Below are 15,799 nucleotides of genomic sequence, written 5' to 3' on the forward strand. Positions count from 1 at the left end.
CGATGCACCATGACACCGACCTGATCAACATCGTTGCCGTTGGCCTGGGGCTCGCCTTCATCTTCGGCGCGCTGGCCAACAAGCTCCGCTTGTCTCCCCTGGTCGGTTACCTGGTTGCTGGCATCTGCGTAGGCCCGTTCACCCCCGGCTTCGTCGCCGACCAGGCACTGGCCAACCAGCTGGCCGAACTGGGCGTGATGCTGCTGATGTTCGGCGTCGGCCTGCACTTCTCGTTGAAGGACCTGATGGCGGTCAAGGCGATCGCCATCCCCGGCGCCATCGGCCAGATCGCGGTCGCCACCCTGCTCGGCTGGGGCGTGGCCTCGCTGATGGGCTGGCCGGCCATCCATGGCGTCATCTTTGGTTTCTCGCTGGCCACCGCCAGTACCGTGGTGCTGCTGCGGGCAATGGAGGAACGCCGCCTGCTGGAAACCATGCGCGGCAAGATCGCGGTCGGCTGGCTGATCGTGGAAGACCTGGCCTGCGTGCTGGCGCTGGTGATGATGCCGGTAATGGCCGGCGTGTTCGGTCCGGACGCGTCCAAGGAATCGCACTCGCTGGGCAGCGTGCTGGCCGACATCGGCTGGACCTTCGTGCAGCTGGGCCTGTTCGTGGCAGTGATGCTGGTGGTCGGCCGGCGGGTCATCCCGTGGATCCTCGAGCGCATCGCCGGCACCGGTTCGCGTGAGCTGTTCACCCTGTCCGTGCTGGCGATCGCGCTGGGGGTGGCGTTCGGCTCGGCGATGCTGTTCGGCGTCTCGTTCGCGCTGGGCGCGTTCTTCGCCGGCATGCTGCTCAACGAATCGGAGCTGAGCCACAAGGCCGCGCATGATTCGCTGCCACTGCGCGACGCGTTCGCGGTGCTTTTCTTTGTCTCGGTCGGGATGCTGTTCGACCCCAACATCCTTGTCCAGCATCCGTGGCAGGTGCTGGCCACCGTCGCCATCATCATGTTCGGCAAGTCGGCGGCGGCATTCTTCATCGTGCGTGCCTTCGGCCACCCGACCAGCACCGCGCTGACCATCTCGGCCAGCCTGGCGCAGATCGGCGAGTTCGCCTTCATCATCGCCGGCCTCGGCGTGGCCCTGCAGATCCTGCCGAAGGAAGGCCAGTCGCTGGTGCTGGCCGGTGCGCTGGTGTCGATCATGCTCAACCCGCTGGTGTTCGGCCTGCTGGACCGTTGGCAGGCCAAGCAGGAGCAGTCCCCTCAGGCACCCGAGCCGCCCGAAGCGATCGGCCCGTCGCGCGACCTGCATGACCACGCCATCGTGATCGGCTATGGCCGGGTCGGCAGCGAACTGGCGCAGGTGCTGCGCGACCGTGGCGTGCCGGTGCTGGTGATCGATGACAACAAGGAACACGTCGAGGAAGCCCACGCCAAGGGCCTGGCGGCGATCCGCGGCAGTGCGGCGGCCGACCGGGTGCTGGCCGAGGCGCATCCGGAGCGGGCCAAGATCGCGGTGCTGGCGATTCCGCAGCCGCTGGAAGCCGGTGAAGCGCTGGCCAAGCTGCGTGCGATCAATCCGGACCTGACGCTGCTGGCGCGTGCGCACAGCGATGCCGAGGTGAAGCATCTGCTGGAACACGGTGCCGATGGCACGGTGATGGCCGAGCGCGAGCTGGCCTATTCGCTGGCGGAGATGATCATGTCGACGCCGCCGTACCGGAACCTGGGGCAGCACAGCATCCCGGTGGTGTGAGGGATGTGCGGCAGGGCTTGCAGCCCTGCACCGGCTGAATCAACTTCAACGGCAACGGCAGAAGCAAAAGCTGGCATCCCGTGGAATGGCGGGATGGGGCCAGTTGCGGGAGACGCCGTAAACCCTTCCATGGGGGCTTGGCCGCGGCATCCATGCCGCGGACACTCCCGCAACCGGACCCACCCCGCCTTCGACGGTTTTCCGCGATCTATCGGAAATATTCCTGGGGTCAGATCCGTTTTCCGCAGGAAAACGGATCTGACCCCGGAAACAAAAAGATCCCCGGTCGACCCGCATCGACCGGGGATCTGGATTGCCACGTTGCCACTGCCTTGGAGAGGCAGTTCCACCGTAACGCATCGCTCGGCCCGTGGTGATCGCCTGTGGCGATGACGACCAAGCACGTGGCTATCAGGCGCCGGCCAGGGCCTGTTCCAGGTCGGCGCGCAGGTCGCCGATGTGCTCGATGCCGATCGACAGGCGCACGGTGTCCTCGCTGACCCCGGCCTTGGCCAGTTCGGCGGCATCCAGTTGGCGATGCGTGGTAGAGGCCGGGTGGGTCGCCAGCGACTTCGCATCCCCCAGGTTGACCAGGCGGGTGAACAGCTTCAGCGCATCAAGGAAGCGTGCGCCGGCTTCACGGCCACCGGGCAGGCCGAAGGTCAGCACGCCCGACCCATGCCCGCGCAGGTAGCGCTGCGCGGCGGCATGCTCGGGATCGTCAGGTAATCCCGCATAGCGCACCCAGGCCACCTTGGCGTGCGCCTTGAGGAACTGCGCCACAGCCAGCGCATTGGCGTTGATGCGTTCCATGCGCAGGGCCAGGGTTTCGATGCCCTGCAGGATCAGGAACGCATTGAACGGCGACAGCGCTGCGCCGGTATTGCGCAATGGCACCACCCGCGCGCGGCCGATGTAGGCCGCCGGCCCCAACGCTTCGGTATAGACCACGCCGTGGTAACTGGGGTCGGGCTGGTTGAGCCGCGCGAAGCGCGTGGGTTGCGCCGCCCAATCGAAGCGGCCCGAATCGATGATCGCGCCGCCCAGGCTGTTGCCGTGCCCGCCCAGGTACTTGGTCAGCGAGTGCACCACGATGTCGGCGCCGTGCTCGAACGGGCGCAGCAGGAAGGGCGTGGCCACCGTGTTGTCGACGATCAGCGGCACCCCGGCGGCATGCGCGACCTCGGCGATGGCGGCGATGTCGGTGACATTGCCGCGCGGGTTGCCGATGGATTCGACGAACACCGCCTTGGTGCGTTCGTCGATCAGCGCGGCGAACGCGGCCGGGTCGGCCGGGTCGGCGAAGCGCGCCTGGATGCCGTACTGCGGCAGCGTGTGCGCCAGCAGATTGAGGCTGCCACCGTAGAGCGCACTGGAGGCGACGATGGTGTCACCGGCTTCGGCGATGGTCTGGATGGCGTAGGTGATCGCGGCCTGCCCCGAGGCCAGCGCCAGCGCGCCGATGCCGCCTTCCAACGCGGCCAGGCGCTGTTCCAGCACGTCGGTGGTGGGGTTCATGATGCGGGTGTAGATGTTGCCGGGCACCTTCAGGTCGAACAGGTCGGCGCCGTGCTGGGTGTCGTCGAACGCATACGCCACGGTCTGGTAGATCGGCACGGCCACCGCGCGGGTGGTCGGGTCGGGACGGTAGCCGCCGTGCACGGCCAGGGTTTCCAGTTGCCACTGCGGGTCGCTCATCGGGCCAGGCTCCATCCGGGGAAACGGCCACCATAGGCCAGCCGCGGGCCGCCGCTGAAAGCCACTGGCGATGACGGCCGTACCCACGGTTATCAGGTTGGTCGCGATTCAGGCAGCCGTCATGAGCCGTTGCTAGGCTTCGCCGCCGGGCGCTCCTGCCCGGGCACGGAGGCCCCTCGCATGCAGCCATCTTCCTGGACCCCTGCGCCCAGCCACTCACCCACCTCGGTGCTGCTGGTGGAGGACGACCGCCGCCTGGCCGAACTGGTCAGCGATTACCTCCACGAGCATGGCTTTGCCGTGCGGCATGTGGCCCGCGGTGACCTTGCGGGCGCGGCCTGCCGCCAGCACGTGCCGGAGCTGGTGGTGCTGGACCTGATGCTGCCCGGCCTGGGCGGCATCGATGTGTGCCGGCAGATCCGCAGCTTTTCCGATGTGCCGATCCTGATGCTGACCGCCTGCGAGGACGACATCGAACAGGTGCTGGGCCTGGAGTCGGGTGCCGATGACTATGTGCACAAGCCGATCGAGCCGCGCCTGCTGCTGGCCCGCCTGCGCGCCCTGCTGCGCCGCCGCCATGGCAGCAGCACTACCGGCACGCCCAGCCGGCTGATGCACGGGCAACTGCTGATCGATCGCATGCAGCGCGAAGTGCACCTGCACGGCGCGGTGGTGGACGTGGGCACCACCGAATTCGAGATCCTGTGGCTGCTGGCCAGCCAGCCCGGACAGATCCTGTCGCGTGACCAGATCCTGCAGGCGGTGCGCGGGATAGGCTTCGACGGCCTGGACCGCAGCGTGGACGTCTGCATCGGCAAGCTGCGCCGCAAACTCGGTGACGACGCACGCGAACCGCGGCGTATCAAGACCGTGTGGGGACGCGGCTACCAGTTCAATCCTGCGGCCTGGTCGGAATGAAGCGGCTGTTCCTGTGGCTGTGGTTCGTCACCGGTGCCTGCTTCCTGGCCTCGGTGTTCTTCCTCAACCACATCTTGGATGGCATCTACACGCCCGTGCAGGATCGCGTTTTCGTCCAGCAGGTGCGCGGGCAGGTGTACGCCCTGCGCAGCGGCCTTGCGGGCCTGGACGCGGGTCAGCAGCGTGAGCGCCTGCGGCAGTGGCAACCCCACTACGGCATTGCCTTGACCCTGCTCGACGGTCCTCCCGCGCTCGATCGGCAGGAACAGGCGGCCGTGCAGGCCGATGGCTTCATCGTGCGCGATCAGTACCAGCAGGTCCTGCTTCCCATCGAGGGGATCGACGGTCGCTGGCTGCACCTGCGCCTGCCTGGGGCCGTGCAGATGACCACGTACATGACCCTCGCCGCCTACCTCAGCATCCTGCTGCTGGTGGGTGCCAGCCTGTACGCCTGGGTGCGCCTGCTCTGGCGCGATCTCGAAGCGTTGCGCCTGCATGCCGACCGCATCGGCGCCGGTGATCTGCAGGCACGCGCACAGGTCTCGCCGCGCTCGCAGATCCGCGTCATCGTCGACCATTCCAACCGCATGGCCGCGCGCGTGGCCGAACTGGTGCAGCGCCAGCGCGATCTCACGCATGCCATTTCGCACGAACTGCGCACGCCCATCGCGCGCGTGGCCTTCGGCCTGGACCTGATGCAGGACAGCGATGATCGCGAACGCCGCGCGCGACTGGCGGAGGGGCTGCATGGCGACCTGGCCGAACTCAACCGGCTGGTCAGCGAACTGCTGGCCTACGAACGGCTGGAGCATCCCAGCGAAGGCGAGCCGATGCAGCGTATCGAAGCCAATGACTGGCTGCAGGCCTGCCTGGCCGATGCGCGCCGTGATGCCGAACGCGCCGGCCTGGTGCTGCGCGTGCAGCCCAGTGCGTTGCCACGGGTGGATGCCGAGCCACGCCTGCTGCAGCTGGCGCTGAGCAACCTGGTCGGCAATGCGCTGCGCCACGCGCGCTCGCAGGTGGAAGTGTCGCTGGTCGGTGTGGGCGGACGCGCCTGCCTGCGCGTGGACGACGATGGCCCCGGCATCGCCGAGGCCGACCGTGAGAAGGTGGTCCGCCCGTTCACCCGACTGGATGACAGCCGCAGCCGCGACACCGGCGGCTTCGGCCTGGGCCTGGCAATCGTCGGCCGCATCGCCGCGCGCCACCACGGCGAGCTGCGCATCGGCCGCGCCACCCTTGGCGGCGCACGCCTGGAAATGCACTGGCCGCTGGCTGCCAGCTGAACGCCCACGGGCGCGCTTACAGTTGGTTACAACTCCCGCACAACTGCGGACGGATCGGTCGCCGGCGTATCGCCACGCTGGCAACCCTGCAGCGCGCGCCGGATGCGCGTGCTGCTTTCCTCCCATCGTCGAGAGTTTCCATGTCCCCGCTTCGCCGTTCCCCTGCCCTGCTCTGCCTGGCCCTGCTGCCGGTGTTCGCCGCCCCGATCGCTTACGCCAAGGATGACCACTGGACCTTCGAGCTCGCCGCCGGGGGCGGCGTGGCACCACGCTACAGCGGCAGTGAGGAGTATCGTGCAACGCCCTCGCTGTCGTTCGATGCCACCGCGCCGGGGGGCTGGTTTCTGGGCACCAGTGGCATCGGCTGGGGCACCTCCCTCGGCGAGCACACCCGCGTGCGGGCCTATGTGGGTGCCAGTGGTATCCGCAAGGACAAGGACTCGCTGCTTGGCGGTTCCGACTTCCTGCGCGGCATGGGTGATATCGATGCCCGTCCCCTGGTCGGCGTCTCGGCGGGTTATACGCTGGGCGAAGCCGTGCTGAGCGGCTCCTGGCAGTTCACCCGCAAGGATGAGGACAAGGCCGAGAATGGCCTGGCCACCCAGCAGATCCATCTGAACCTGACCCTGCCGCTGTTCGACCTGGCCGGCGGCGTGGTCAGCGGCAGCGTCTCCACCGACTACGGCAACCGCGGTTACCTGCAGACCTGGTACGGCGTCAGTCCGGCACAGGCGGCGCGCACCGGCTTTGCCGAACACACGCCGAAGGCCGGCCTGGTCAGCGCCGGTGTCGGCCTGAAGTGGAGCCACCGCGTCGGCCGCAATGGCAACTGGTACATCTCGGCCGAAGGCACGCGCCTGCTCGGCGATGCCGCCGACAGCCCGATCGTGCAGAAGGCAAACCAGTTCGGGCTGATGAGCGGTTACACCCACCGCTTCTGATGCATGAAGGGCGCCGCTGGGCGCCCTTTCCTTCTGCGGTCAGCGGCAGGCCGGCGCGTCGCCGCTGCCGCACAGCCCGACCTCGCGCAGCCAGCCAATCCACTGCACGACGTCCTCCTTCTCCGGCTCGGAGCGGAACGACTTCTGCACCGTGTGGAAGCCCTGCCTGCCCTGCATGCCCTTGATCCAGGTGAACTCGGGCTTGCCTGTCCCCGGATTCTGCGGGCAGCCGAGCATCAGCAGGGCGAAGGGCCGTCCCCCTTCTTCACCTTCGCGGATCCAGTGGCTCTGCGCCGCCGGACAGGCGATGCGCCACCCCGCCTCGATGATGCCGAGGAACTCACGCGGACTCACATGGCCACTGTTCGGCGCATCGTTGACGGTGACCATGTCGGTCCAGTCGTGCACGGTCTGGCCCTGTGGCACGTACTCGGTGATGCGGTTGCCTTGCGCGTCGGTGCTCTGGTGGGCCTGCTGGTAGCCCTTCATCGGCGGCAGCTGGACCTGTTCGGCGGCCGCAGCGTGTCCACAAACAGCAGCCAACGCCAGCGTCATGCAGAGTGAAGCCCTGCGGGCAACGTCCATGCGGTTCTCCTCATCCTTGCGAAAGTGAAACAGGACCATCGTGCGCTGCCAAGGCTCGGATGGCGCCCCAGCCATGGCCGGGGCGCAACCGGTTCAAGCCTTGGCGAAGACCAGGCGACCACCGTCGTTGCCGACTTCGATGGTATCGCCGTTGACGAAGGCGCCGGACAGGATCTGCTGCGCCAGCGGGTTTTCCAGCTGCGACTGGATCGCACGCTTCAACGGGCGCGCGCCGTACACCGGATCGAAGCCGACGTTGCCAAGCAGGTCGAACGCCGCATCGGAGACCGCCAGCTTCAGCCCGCGCTCGGCCAGGCGCTTCTCCAGCCCGCGCATCTGGATGCGCGCGATCTGCTTGATCTGCTGCTTGTCCAGCGGGTGGAACACCACGATGTCGTCCAGGCGGTTGATGAACTCCGGACGGAAGTGCGCCTGCACCACGCCCATCACCGCTGCCTTCATCTGCGTGTAGGCCTCCGGACTGTCGTCGGCGCTCATGTCCTGGATCTGGTGCGAGCCCAGGTTGGAGGTCATCACGATGACGGTGTTGCGGAAGTCCACGGTGCGGCCCTGGCCATCGGTCAGGCGGCCATCGTCCAGCACCTGCAGCAGGATGTTGAACACATCCGGATGCGCCTTCTCCACTTCGTCCAGCAGGATCAGCGAATACGGGCGACGACGCACCGCCTCGGTCAGGTAGCCGCCTTCCTCGTAGCCGACATAGCCCGGGGGCGCACCGATCAGGCGGGCGACGCTGTGCTTCTCCATGAACTCACTCATGTCGATGCGGATCATCGCGTCGGCGCTGTCGAACAGGAATTCGGCCAGCGACTTGCACAGCTCGGTCTTGCCGACGCCGGTCGGGCCAAGGAACAGGAAGGAACCGGCCGGGCGATTCGGATCGGACAGGCCCGCTCGCGAGCGGCGCACCGCATCGGAGACGACCTTGATCGCTTCCTCTTGGCCGACCACGCGATTGTGCAGCACCTCTTCCATGCGCAGCAGCTTGTCGCGCTCGCCTTCGAGCATCTTGTTGACCGGAATGCCGGTCCAGCGCGATACGACCTCGGCGATCTCCTCGTCGGTCACGCGATCCTGCACCAGCTTGAAGTCCTTGTGCTCGGCTTCCTGGGCCGCGGCCAGCTGCTTTTCCAGCTGCGGCAACAGGCCGTACTGGATCTCGCTCATCTTGGCGAAATCCTGGCGGCGCTGCGCGGCTTCCAGCTCCAGCTTGGCCTGCTCGACCTGTTCCTTGATCTTGGTGGCGCCCTGCAGCGCGGCCTTCTCCGACTTCCAGATTTCATTGAGGTCGGAGAACTCGCGCTCCAGCCCGTCGATGTCGTTTTCCAGGTCGGCCAGGCGCTGCCGCGAGGCCTCGTCCTTCTCCTTCTTCAGCATCTCGCGCTGGATCTTCAGCTGGATCACCCGGCGTTCCAGCCGATCCAGCTCCTCCGGCTTGGAGTCGATCTCCATGCGCAGGCGCGAGGCAGCCTCGTCCATCAGGTCGATGGCCTTGTCCGGCAGCTGGCGGTCGGTGATGTAGCGGTTGGACAGCGTGGCGGCGGCCACGATGGCCGGGTCGGTGATCTCCACCCCGTGGTGCACGGCGTACTTTTCCTTCAGCCCGCGCAGGATCGCGATGGTGTCCTCCACCGACGGCTCACCGACGAAGACCTTCTGGAAGCGGCGCTCCAGCGCAGCGTCCCTCTCGATGTACTTGCGGTATTCGTCCAGCGTGGTCGCACCGATGCAGTGCAGCTCGCCGCGTGCCAGCGCCGGCTTCAGCATGTTGCCGGCATCCATCGCGCCGTCGGCCTTGCCCGCGCCGACCATGGTGTGCAGCTCATCGATGAACAGGATGATCTGGCCTTCGTTCTTGGCCAGGTCGTTGAGCACACCCTTCAGGCGCTCCTCGAATTCGCCGCGGAACTTGGCCCCGGCAATCAGCGCGCCCATGTCCAGCGACAGCACGCGCTTGCCGCGCAGGCCTTCGGGTACTTCGTCGTTGATGATGCGCTGGGCCAGCCCTTCCACGATCGCGGTCTTGCCCACGCCGGGCTCGCCGATCAGCACCGGGTTGTTCTTGGTCCGGCGCTGCAGCACCTGGATGGTGCGGCGGATTTCCTCGTCACGGCCGATCACCGGGTCGAGCTTGCCGCTCTCGGCACGCGCAGTCAGGTCGATGGTGTACTTCTCCAGCGCCTGCCGCTGTTCCTCGGCATTCTCCGACTGCACGTTCTCGCCGCCACGCAGCTTGTCGATCGCCGCCTGCAGGCGGGTCTTGTCGGCACCGGCGGCGCGCAGCGCCATGCCCAGCGTGCCGCCGTCGTCCAGCGCCGCCAGCACGAACCACTCGCTGGCAATGAAGGCGTCGCCGTGCTGCTGCGCCAGCTTGTCGGTCTGGTTCAGCAGGCGCCCCAGATCGTTGCCCATCGAGACGTTGCCGGCCTGGCCGGACACCTTGGGCAGTGCGTCCAGCGCCTCGGTCAGGCGCTCGCGCAGCACCGGCACGTTCACCCCGGCCTGGGCCAGCAGTGGGCGCGTGCTGCCACCCTGCTGGTCCAGCAGCGCGCTGAACAGGTGGACCGGTTCGATGATGCTGTTGTCGCGGCCCACGGCCAACGACTGTGCGTCTGCCAGCGCCTGCTGGAAACGCGAGGTGAGCTTGTCCATCCGCATTGCGAATCCTCATCGGTCATCAGGGCCGGCCTGGGCCGGCAATGCTGGAAAGATGCGGTTGCCCCACCCGGTTTCAAGGGTGGCTGCGACTGCACCCCGGGGCCAGTCAGCCTGCGGCCAGCATGCCGGAGCGGGTGTGGTCGGCGCGTTGATCCCGATCAGTCCGGGGCGGCGGACCGGCTCAGCGGGTGATCGCGGTGCGGATCGCCCGCAGCTGCTGCTTGACCGCATGCACCTGGGCTGCGTCCATGCGAAGCAGCGCCTTCTGGCCGACCGAGCGCGACTGCAGGGTGGCATCGACAAAGCGGTAGCGGCCGCGCGCATCGCGCTGCACCGCCGGGGGCTGCGCCAGTTCCGGGGTCTCCAGCAGGTGGTCGATGACTGCTACCAGACGGTCGTTGAAGTAACCCTCGGGCCGGCCCAGGTCGACGTAGGCCTGCTGGATCAGCGGATAGAAGCGTTTGTAGGCGGTGGCCGTTGCCGCCGGGTCGAGCGCGGTGAAGGCCTGCACGTAGGGCGCGTAGCGCGCCGCGTTGCTGGCGGCGATGCGTTCGCCGCCCTCGGCGGGCTCGACCTGCAGGCTGCCCGGCAGCGGTCGCGCGGCCAGCGCGGTCGGCGGCACGCTGGGCTTGTCCAGGTTGTCGAGCTGGGTAACCAGGCGCTGGATCAGGTGGTCGCGCAGCAGCAGGGTCAGTGGCCCCTCGCCCTGGAACAGCTGGCTCAATGCGCCCCAGGCCGCCGCATCGCTGTCGGCCAACGTCGGCAGCGCCGGGTCAGCCGCAGCCTCGGTATCCAGCGGATGCCTGATCGGCGGTGGTGCCGGCGCGGGCTGCGCGGCCGCCTGCGGTTGTGGCGGCGCGTCGGTACTGGCGGGGGTTGATTGCACGGGTACCGCAACACCGTCTGCCATGTGCTTCAGCTGATCGCGGAACAACCAGCCGCCCGCGCCACCGATCACCACCACACCCAACACCCAGGGCCAGACCGCCTTTCCGCTCTGCATGATGCAGCACCTCGTATCACACGCATGGAAAGGGTGTGACCCCCAGGGTTGCAACGGGTTCCCCGCCTGTTCCGCTGCCGTTGGGGTTCGCCTGCACCCGTGTCGCGCTCACGCCTGCTTTGCATGCTTCGCGCGAGGCTGTACGCCTTGCACTGTGGAGGCACCGCCATGCAGTACGCGCTGTATTACTGGACCGGCATCCAGGGCCGTGGCGAGTTCGTGCGGCTGGCGCTGGAAGACGCCGGCGCCGACTACATCGACATGGCGCGGGTGCACGGCGATGCAGTGATGCAGCCGTTCCTGGAGGGCCGCAGCGAAGGCGCACAGCCCTTCGCGCCGCCGTTCCTGAAGGCCGGTCGCCAGGTCATCGCGCAGGTCGCCGCGATCCTGGATTTCCTCGGCCCGACGCTGGACCTGGTGCCGCAGGCCGCATCGCGGCGGATGCAGGCGCTGCAACTGCAGCTGACCATCGCGGATCTGGTGGCCGAGGTGCATGACACCCACCATCCGATTGCCGCGTCGAAGTACTACGAAGAGCAGAAGACCGAAGCCAAGGCACGTGCCGCGTCACTGCGCAGCGAGCGCCTGCCGAAGTTCCTCGGCTACTTCGAACAGGTGCTGGCCGCCAACGGTGGCCGCCATGCCCTGCGCGAGCATTCGTATGTCGATCTGTCGCTGTTCCAGCTGCTGAGCGGGCTGGACTACATGTTCCCGCAGCGCATGCAGGCGCTCGGCCCTACCGTGCCCCTGCTGCGGGCGTTGCAGGAGCGGGTGGCGAAGCGACCGAACATCGCCGCCTATCTGGCGTCGGAGCGGCGGTTGCCGTTCAACACCAACGGCATCTTCCGCCATTACCCCGAACTGGACGCCGAACGGTAGTGCCGGCCGCTGGCCGGCAGCTGCACCCTCCGCCCGAAGCCCACAGGTAGTGCCGGCCGCTGGCCGGCAGCTGCACCATTCGCCCGAAGCCCACGACGGTGCCGGCCAGCGGCCGGCACTACCGGGGGGTCAGCTGTTCCCACCCAGCGGCTGCACCGGCTGTTTCTGCAGCGACAACAACCCCAGCAGCAGTGCCAACGCCACATAGGCACCGGCAAACTGCCAGCTGATGATGCGCGCCAGGCCGTCCAGGTCCCATGGCAGGTAGATGCCACCGCGCGGATCCACCGAGTGGATCAGGCCGAACAGGGTCAGCCCGGCGGCCACCAGCAGGACGCCACAGGCACGGCGCAGGCGGCCATCGACCATCGCCGCCACGGCCGAGATCCACAGCATCGAGGTGATGATGAAGCCATTGCCCAGGGTGAAGATCACCGCCAGTTCCGGCAGGCCGTGGCCGTCGAGCTTGGTCAGCAGCTGCGGCAGCTGGTCCGGTGCGATCCAGCCGGGCGCCTTGATCGCCAGCAGGTAAGCCACCGACGGCAGGAAACCGAACACCATCGCGCCGGTGTGGTGGCGCGGCGTCGCCTGGAAGGCCTGGGTGGTGATGTCGATGGCCACGTACACGATGATCGGCGCCAGCACCGCCAGCGGCAGCCATTGCACCAGCCCGGAGATGACGCCGAGCATGCCGCCGATACCGACGAACAGGCCGGTCAGCAGCGTGTAGCCGCTGCGCGCGCCCATGTGCTTGTACGCCGGCTGGCCGATGTACGGCGTGGTCTGCGCGACGCCGCCGCAGATGCCGGCCACCAGCGTGGCCACCGCTTCCACCAGCAGAATGTCGCGGGTGCGATAGTCATCACCGGCCGCACGCGCGCTTTCAGAGACGTTGATGCCACCGACCACCATCAGCAGGCCGAACGGCAGCAGCAGCGGCAGGTAGGTCATCGCGGTGGGCAGGCCGTCGAGGAAGCCCAGCGTCGGCAGCGGCAGCACCACCTGCGGCGGCACCCACTCCGGCACATGGAAGCCGGGCGCGCCCAGCCCGGCCAGGCCGAGGCCGTAATACAGCACGGTGCCGAACACGAAGGCCAGCAGCACGCCCGGACCACGCACCGGCAACTTGCCCTTGGCGATCAGCACATACAGCAGCAGGCCCAGCGTGGTGAAGCCGACCAGCGGCGAGCGCAGCGTTTCCAGCAGCGGCAGCAGGCCCATCAGCACCAGCGCAATGCCGGCAATGGAGCCCAGCAGCGCCGCACGCGGCAGCGCGCGGGTGACTGCTTCGCCGAAGAACGACAGCACGAACTTGAGCACGCCCATGATGACCAGCGCGGCCATGCCCAGCTGCCAGGTGGCGATGCCTGCGGCATGCGGATCCATGCCCTGCTGCTTGAAGGCGATGAAGGCCGGGCCGAGCACCAGCAGGGCCATGCCGATGCTGGTGGGGGCATCCAGGCCGAGCGGCATGGCGGTGACATCGTCGCGGCCGGTACGCGCAGCCAGCCGACGCGCCATCAGCGTGTACAGCAGGTTGCCGACCAGCACGCCGAAGGCCGTGCCGGGGAACATGCGGCCGAATACCACGTCGGCGGGGAACTGGAAGATCCCGACCAGGGCCATGGCGATGAAGCCGAGGATGGAGAGGTTGTCGACGACCAGGCCGAAGAAGCCATTGAAGTCGCCGGCGACGAACCAGCGACGCGGTGCGGCGGAAGCGGGAGCGGACATGGAAGGGGCGGAGGGGGTGGGGAGCGCCGATGGTAGGCCCAGCAGGGCCCGGGCGCCAATTCCGCGGTGGAATGATGGGTTCCAGCGGACGGCGGGCCCCGCGTGGCTGGTCGCGGGTAGAGTCGACTGTCAGTCGACTGGCATTGCGCGTTGGGCCGGTCGGGGTGGGCAGCGCAGGACGCGCCGTAAACCCGTCCTTGGGGGGCTCGATGGCGCCATCCATGGCGCCAACGGTCCTGCGCAGCCCATCCCGACCGGCCCCTGACAGTTTCCTGCGCGTGCCAGCCACGGAAGAACATCAAAAGATCCAAAGCCAAGCCAGGCTCTCGCTGCAGTGCCGGGCCCATGCTCGGCTGCTGTACGCGACGCCTCTGAGCCGAGCATGGCCCGGCAGTACAAGAACAATTCGATCATTTCCACGCTATCCACGCATGGCGTGGATCTACCGTGTCGACCAAGGTTGGCGCCTACCCAAGAATGGCCGCCGTTGCTTCCGAGGTGGCCGGCCAACGGCCGGCACTACCGCGGGTGCAGGGCGCAGCCCTGCATCCTCGCCCTACTTCTTCAGGAAGTTGTCCACCAGCAGATGCTTCACGTCGTCGAAGCGGCCATTCAACACCGCCTTGGCGGCATACAGCGCCGTACCGGCCACCTGCTTGGCCTCGATCTGCGGCGGCATCACCAGTTCGGCGCGGCTGGTATGCACGTCCAGCAGCGCCGGGCCGCGCTGGGACAGGAAATCCAGCACCGCTTCTTCCAGATCCTCGCTGCGGGTCACCGTGCGGCCGTGGAAGCCGATCACCTCGGCCAGGCGGCCGAAGTCCGGGTTCTTCAGGTCGGTGTAGTTGTCCAGCAGGCCTTCCACCTTCTGCTCCAGCTCGACGAAGTTCAGCGAGCCGTTGTTGAACACCACCACCTTGATCGGCAGGTTCTCCTGCACTGCCGTGAGCAGGTCACCCAGCAGCATCGCCAGGCCACCATCACCGGACAACGAGATCACCTGCCGCCCGGGGAAGGCCTTCTGCAGGCCCAGCGCCTGCGGCATCGCGTTGGCCATCGTGCCGTGCAGCAGGCTGGTCAGCGTGCGGCGACGGCCGTTGACGCGGATGTGGCGCAGCACCCACACCATCGGCGAGCCGCCGTCAGCAGTGAACAGCGCATCATCGCTGGCGTGCCTGGACAGCAAGGCGGTCAGGTGCTGCGGGTGGATCAGTTCACCCTCGCCCGGTTGTTCTTCCTGCTCGCGCGTCTTCAGTGCCTTGTCGCGACGCTCGATGCATTCGTCCAGGAAGCTGCTGTCCTCGCGCGGCGGCAGCATCGGCAGCAGCGCGTCCAGGGTCGGTGCGATGTCACCGACCACGCCGAGGTTCACCGGGTGGCGGCGGCCGAGGTGGCTGCCATCACGGTCGACCTGGATGATCGTGGCCTTGTCCGGATAGAACTGGCCCCAGGCGAAGTCGGCGCCGAGCAGCAGCAGCGTGTCGCACGCCATCAGCGTATGGAAGCCGGATTCGATGCCGAAGATGCCGGTCATGCCCATGTTGTACGGATTGTCCGGCTCGACGAAATCCTTGGCGCGCGAAGTATGCGCAACCGGCGCCTGCAGGCGCCGGGCCAGTTCCAGCAGCTGCGCGTGTGCGCCCTGGCAACCGGCACCGGCGTAGATGCCAATGCGCTTGCCCTGCCCCAGCAGTTCGGCGATGCGCTGCAGTTCGGCATCCGCCGGACGCAACACCGGCTGGGTGTAGTGCACCGAGAACGGCACATCGTGCTTCACCTCAGCCTGGCTGATGTCGGCCGGCAGGATCACTACCGCCACGCCGCGGCGGCTGATCGCCGCCTGGCAGGCCAGGGCCACGACGCGCCGCGCCTGCTCCGGGCTGTGCACCTGTTCGCAGAACACCGTACAGCTGCCATAGACCGCCTTGAAATCCACTTCCTGCGGAAATTCCGTGCCCAGCTCACTGGTCACCACCTGGCTGGCGATCAGCACCATCGGTGCACGGTTGCGATTGCTCTCGAAGATGCCGTTGATGAAGTGCAGGCCACCGGGACCACAGGAACCCGCACAGGCGGTCAACTCGCCGCTCACCAGCGAATCGGCGCCGGCAGCGAAGGCGGCCACTTCTTCGTGGCGTACATGTACCCAGTCGATTTCACTGCGGTGCAGGGCATCGGTGACGTGATTCAAGGTATCGCCGACGATGCCATAACAGCGGCGGACGCCCGCCTGCTGCAGGGTATCGACAACGATCTCGGCAACGCGCTTGCTCATCGGAGACATCCTCGAGGGGAGAACATCCGAGGCTAGACCCGAAGAAGTGATGCCTCCGTGGGCAAGGCGCACATCACCTCGATAGGCAAACTACCGGCGGA

General features: G+C 67.4%; 11 protein-coding genes. 5 read left to right on the forward strand and 6 right to left on the reverse strand.

The genetic code is table 11. From position 1 onward, the window contains the following. The first annotated feature begins 2 nt into the window (after positions 1–2). Positions 3–1,700 (forward strand): YbaL family putative K(+) efflux transporter, encoded by a 1,698-nt coding sequence (gene ybaL / locus NSQ78_RS16930; protein ID WP_049467962.1) that lies wholly within the window; start codon positions 3–5, stop codon positions 1,698–1,700. Between the two features lie 411 nt (positions 1,701–2,111). Here ybaL and NSQ78_RS16935 read toward each other — a convergent pair whose 3' ends face one another. Continuing rightward, entirely contained in the window at positions 2,112–3,398 is a 1,287-nt protein-coding gene (locus NSQ78_RS16935) for an aminotransferase class V-fold PLP-dependent enzyme (protein WP_057494720.1), read from the reverse strand. A 180-nt stretch (positions 3,399–3,578) separates the two neighbouring features. Here NSQ78_RS16935 and NSQ78_RS16940 point away from each other — a divergent pair, with 180 nt between their 5' ends. The 3 genes from NSQ78_RS16940 to NSQ78_RS16950 all read left to right on the forward strand — a co-directional run bounded on the left by NSQ78_RS16940 (position 3,579) and on the right by NSQ78_RS16950 (position 6,543). Continuing rightward, the gene (locus NSQ78_RS16940) at positions 3,579–4,316 is read left to right on the forward strand and encodes a response regulator transcription factor (protein WP_057494719.1); all 738 of its coding nucleotides are present in this window, start codon (positions 3,579–3,581) and stop codon (positions 4,314–4,316) included. Beyond that, on the forward strand, positions 4,313–5,602 hold the full coding sequence (locus tag NSQ78_RS16945) for an ATP-binding protein (RefSeq protein WP_064239066.1): 1,290 nt from the start codon (positions 4,313–4,315) through the stop codon (positions 5,600–5,602). The genes NSQ78_RS16940 and NSQ78_RS16945 overlap by 4 nt, the downstream gene beginning before the upstream one ends. Positions 5,603–5,742: 140 nt before the next feature. Then, on the forward strand, positions 5,743–6,543 hold the full coding sequence (locus tag NSQ78_RS16950; RefSeq protein WP_053506521.1) for a MipA/OmpV family protein: 801 nt from the start codon (positions 5,743–5,745) through the stop codon (positions 6,541–6,543). Between the two features lie 39 nt (positions 6,544–6,582). On the opposite strand, the gene NSQ78_RS16955 is transcribed toward NSQ78_RS16950, so the two are convergent. The 3 genes from NSQ78_RS16955 to NSQ78_RS16965 all read right to left on the reverse strand — a co-directional run bounded on the left by NSQ78_RS16955 (position 6,583) and on the right by NSQ78_RS16965 (position 10,810). After that, positions 6,583–7,128: a hypothetical protein gene (locus tag NSQ78_RS16955; protein ID WP_210240849.1), complete on the reverse strand. Its 546-nt coding sequence runs from the start codon at positions 7,126–7,128 to the stop codon at positions 6,583–6,585. Between the two features lie 93 nt (positions 7,129–7,221). Then, positions 7,222–9,807, reverse strand: a complete 2,586-nt coding sequence (gene clpB / locus NSQ78_RS16960) for an ATP-dependent chaperone ClpB (RefSeq protein WP_064239067.1) — start codon at positions 9,805–9,807, stop codon at positions 7,222–7,224. Positions 9,808–9,988: 181 nt separating this feature from the next. Then, positions 9,989–10,810 (reverse strand): DUF3014 domain-containing protein, encoded by an 822-nt coding sequence (locus tag NSQ78_RS16965; protein WP_064239068.1) that lies wholly within the window; start codon positions 10,808–10,810, stop codon positions 9,989–9,991. Positions 10,811–10,978: 168 nt separating this feature from the next. On the opposite strand from NSQ78_RS16965, the gene NSQ78_RS16970 reads away from it, so the two are divergent. After that, the gene (locus NSQ78_RS16970; protein WP_064239069.1) at positions 10,979–11,689 is read left to right on the forward strand and encodes a glutathione S-transferase; all 711 of its coding nucleotides are present in this window, start codon (positions 10,979–10,981) and stop codon (positions 11,687–11,689) included. A 129-nt stretch (positions 11,690–11,818) separates the two neighbouring features. Here the strand turns inward: NSQ78_RS16970 and NSQ78_RS16975 are convergent, their stop codons facing one another. Next, positions 11,819–13,423 (reverse strand): hypothetical protein, encoded by a 1,605-nt coding sequence (locus NSQ78_RS16975; RefSeq protein WP_057494715.1) that lies wholly within the window; start codon positions 13,421–13,423, stop codon positions 11,819–11,821. Between the two features lie 556 nt (positions 13,424–13,979). Continuing rightward, complete coding sequence (locus NSQ78_RS16980) at positions 13,980–15,698, reverse strand: thiamine pyrophosphate-dependent enzyme (RefSeq protein WP_064239070.1); 1,719 nt, start codon at positions 15,696–15,698, stop codon at positions 13,980–13,982. Positions 15,699–15,799 lie beyond the last annotated feature (101 nt).

Origin of the sequence: Stenotrophomonas sp. FSL W7-1447, assembly GCF_037966425.1 — a bacterium.
Classification (GTDB): domain Bacteria; phylum Pseudomonadota; class Gammaproteobacteria; order Xanthomonadales; family Xanthomonadaceae; genus Stenotrophomonas; species Stenotrophomonas pavanii.